This is a genomic window from Phenylobacterium sp. (assembly GCF_020253645.1).
GTDB lineage: Bacteria > Pseudomonadota > Alphaproteobacteria > Caulobacterales > Caulobacteraceae > Phenylobacterium.
On record NZ_JADCBG010000009.1, the window covers coordinates 1 to 3,579 of the forward strand.

Annotated in this window: 5 protein-coding genes; all 5 read left to right on the forward strand. The window is 70.6% G+C overall.

The features are described 5' to 3' along the window. On the forward strand, positions 1-601 hold a 601-nt coding region (gene pseH / locus INE98_RS00385), incomplete at its 5' end, for a UDP-4-amino-4,6-dideoxy-N-acetyl-beta-L-altrosamine N-acetyltransferase (RefSeq protein WP_293535748.1). A gap of 4 nt (positions 602-605) precedes the next feature. Continuing rightward, positions 606-1,382: an RluA family pseudouridine synthase gene (locus INE98_RS00390; RefSeq protein WP_293535749.1), complete on the forward strand. Its 777-nt coding sequence runs from the start codon at positions 606-608 to the stop codon at positions 1,380-1,382. Further along, a complete protein-coding gene (gene crcB, locus INE98_RS00395; RefSeq protein ID WP_293535750.1) occupies positions 1,379-1,765 on the forward strand; it encodes a fluoride efflux transporter CrcB in 387 nt (128 codons plus the stop codon). Before INE98_RS00390 ends, crcB begins: the two co-directional genes overlap by 4 nt. Continuing rightward, positions 1,762-2,763 carry an RluA family pseudouridine synthase gene (locus INE98_RS00400; RefSeq protein WP_293535751.1) on the forward strand — a complete coding sequence of 334 codons (1,002 nt, stop codon included), beginning with the start codon at positions 1,762-1,764 and terminating at the stop codon, positions 2,761-2,763. Before crcB ends, INE98_RS00400 begins: the two co-directional genes overlap by 4 nt. Before the next feature lie 66 nt (positions 2,764-2,829). Beyond that, complete coding sequence (locus INE98_RS00405; protein ID WP_293535752.1) at positions 2,830-3,579, forward strand: ATP12 family chaperone protein; 750 nt, start codon at positions 2,830-2,832, stop codon at positions 3,577-3,579.

The window sequence follows — 3,579 nt, forward strand, 5'->3', positions numbered from 1 at the left end:
GGAGCCGGGGAGGGCGGTCATGACCCGGGGCGCTTACCACCTGCAGTCCGTGCTCGACTGTTCACCTGAACAGGCGTCGACCGTCCGTCGCCTGCGTAACCTGCCTGAGATCCGGGGCGCCATGTATGGTGACCAGGTCATCTCGGAGGCCGAGCACGCCGCCTGGCTCGCCGGTCTGCAGGGAGACGCCCGTCGGCAGGTCCTTGTCGTCCTGGACAGCTCCGGAGGGCCCGTCGGTGTGGTCAGCCTCACGGCCATCGACCGCGTGCATCGGCGGGCCGATTGGGGGTTCTACATGGGCCCCGCCGCACCGCGGGGACTTGGGGCCTGTGCCCTGACGACCCTTCTGGACCACGCCTTTGACGACCTGATGCTGGAGAAGGTCAACGGCGAGGTTATCGAGGGAAACGACGCCAGCCTCGCCCTGCACCGCAAGCTGGGTTTTCGCGACGAAGGGCGGCGTCGGTCCCATGTGCAGCGGGCGGACGGGCGTCTGGATGTCCATCTGTTCGGCCTGACGGCGGGGGAATGGCGGGCGGCGCGGGAAGCGATCCGGGCGGGTCTGGCGCCGCACTCCGTACGACTTGGGGCTGGGGCCTGACGCCGTGAAACCCCTCAAGCCCGTCCCCCTCAGCGCCGACCAAGTCGCCAGCGTCCGGTCCATGGTGTTCCACGAGGACCCCTCGGTCCTGGCCCTCAACAAACCCGCCGGCCTGTCAAGCCAGGGCGGACGCGGTCAGGTGGTCACCCTGGACGAGATGCTCTGGGCCTTCGCCAAGCCCGGCAAGGCGCGGCCCCGGCTGATCCACAGGCTGGACAGGGACACCTCCGGAGTCATTCTCGCAGCCCGCACCCAGCCCGCGGCGAGCTTCCTCGGCAAGGCCATGATGGCCCGGAAGATCACCAAGTCCTACCTCGCCCTTGTCGCTTCCGGCGCTCCTGTCCCGCCCTCGGGTCGGATTCTCGAGCCGCTGCGCCGGGTCGAGACTGGACGCGAGGCGCGCATGCAGATCTGCGCCGCCGACCATCCCGACGCCGAGTCGGCTGAGACCCACTACCGCACCCTTTCGAGCGCGGACGGGGCAGCCCTCCTGGAGGTGTCGCCGCGGACTGGCCGCATGCATCAGATCCGGGCTCACCTTGCGGCGATCCAGCGCCCGATTGCCGGTGATGCATGGTATGGAGGCGCCCTGATGATCCAGGGCCTGCCCGCACCCCGGCTGATGCTTCACGCCTCCGCCCTGACCTTTCCGCACCCCGAGGGCGGGCGCATGACCCTTCGCGCCCCGCTTCCGGCGGACTTCGCGTCGTTGCTGGAGGGGCTGGGCCTTCGCGCCCCGGACCTTGACGGGCCGCGGGTGACCCGGGAAGTCCATCCGTGACCGCAAATCTCCTCCTCGTCGCAGCCGGAGGCGGGGCGGGCGCCCTCCTTCGGTACCTCCTGTCCTTCGCCCTCGCCCGGGGCTCCGGGAGCGCCTGGCCCTGGCCGACCTTCACCGCCAACATCGCCGGCGGCCTCGCCATGGGGCTCCTGGCCGGTTGGCTGTCCCTGCGCGGTGAAGCCGAGGGGGAGAGGATGCGCCTTCTTCTGGGCGTCGGCCTCCTGGGCGGATTCACGACCTTCTCGGCGTTTTCGCTCGAGACCTTGATGATGGTCGAGCGCCGGGCGTGGGGACAGGCCGCCCTTTACGCAGGGGCCTCCGTCGTCCTGTCCACCGGCGCCGTCTTCCTGGGTCTTCTCCTTATGCGCCGGCTCGCCGCATGAGGGAGGTGCGCACCCTGACCGTAGATCCAGGGGAGGGAGGCGTCCGACTGGACCGGTGGTTCCGCCGCCGTTGGCCCCATCTGACCCAGGTGCAGATCCAGAAGCTGACCCGGTCCGGCCAGATCCGGGTCGGCGGCGCCCGGGTGCGGCCAGAGACCCGCCTCGAGTCCGGCGATGAGGTTCGCGTGCCGCCCCTCCCGGATGCGCCCGCCGCTGATGCGCCCCGGCCGGCCCTGCCGTCCCGGGACGCCGCTTATGCCCGCAGCCTTGTGCTGCACGAGGATGACGAGGTCCTTGCCCTTAACAAACCCGCCGGGCTGGCAGTGCAGGGCGGGACAAAGACCCGCAACCACATCGATCGGCTCCTGTCCGCCTGGGGAGAGGGACTCGCCCGTCCCCGCCTGGTCCATCGGCTTGACCGCGACACATCCGGCGTCCTCCTCGCCGGCAAGACCCCCGCCGCCGCCGCCCGTCTCGCCGGGTCCTTCGCCCGGCGCCGGGCGGAGAAGACCTATTGGGCCCTGGTCCTCGGCCATCCGCGGCCGCAGGACGGGATCCTCAGCCTGCCCCTCGTGAAGAAGGGCGTCGGGGACCGCGAACTGGTTGTACCCGCCGAGCTCAAGGATCCCCGGGCCGAGCCCGCAGAGACCGAGTTTACCCTGATCTCCCGCGCCGGGGACCGGGTGTCCTGGATGGCGCTGAGGCCCCATACCGGTCGGACCCATCAGTTGCGGGCTCACATGTTGGCCATGGGTCACCCCATCCTTGGCGATCCCAAGTACAACACTCCGGAGTCCGTCGCCCTGTCTGCCGGCCTGGGTCTCCAACTTCACGCCCGAAGATTGAGCCTGCCTCATCCCTCCGGCGGCCTCCTGGTCGTGGAGGCGCCCGTCAGCCCCGAGTTAAGGGCGGGCTTCGGCCGCTTTGGTTTCGACGCCTCCGAGGCGGACCCGGAGCCCTTCCGCAGGCCCGGGCGAGGGGCCCGGCGGGGCAACTGAGCCCGCGACGGGCTTGCGTCCGCCGCCATGCGGGGTCATTCAGCCTCGGACCTGGGAGATCTGCACATGGCGCAGAAAGGCTTCATTGAGCCGGGCGAGAAGCCCCGCCGCTTTTATGGAAGTGTCTCCGTGGCGTCGTCGCCCGACGGGTGGCAGGTGCTGCTTGATGGTCGCCCGCCTCGGTCCGCGCGCGGCTTGGCGCTCAAGACCCCGACCCGTCCGCTGGCGGAACTGGCGGCGGCCGAGTGGGAAGCTCAGGCCCAGCACATCGACCTGGCGGCCATGCACGCCACGCGCCTGGCCTTCACCGCCCTGGAGGCCGTGCCTGCAGCCCGGGCATCGGTTGCCGAGCAGATCGTCCAGTATGCCGGGAACGACCTTCTCTGCTACCCGGCGGAAGGGCCTGAGGGCCTGCGCGCCCGGCAGGCTGCGGCCTGGGAGCCACTTCTGGCGAGGGCTCGTGACGACCTCGGGATCGCGCTTGAGCCTTCCCGGGGCATATTGCACCGGGACCAGCCCGCCCATGCCCTCGAGGCCGTCCGGCGGCACGCCCTGTCTGCGGATGACTTCACCCTGTCCGGCCTGGCCTTCGGTGTTCCCCTCTTCGGGTCGGCCATCCTGACCCTTGGGCTCTGGCGAGGCTGGTTCGGAGGCGAGGAGGCCTTCGCCCTCTCCCGTCTCGATGAGGCCTGGCAGGAGGCGCAGTGGGGGATCGACGAGGAGGCCGCCGAGAGGACGTCCCGGCTGCAGGCCGAGGCCCTCATGCTGGAGGCGTGGTTCCGGGGCCTGGATGGGCCCGGGGTTTCCCCGGCGTGA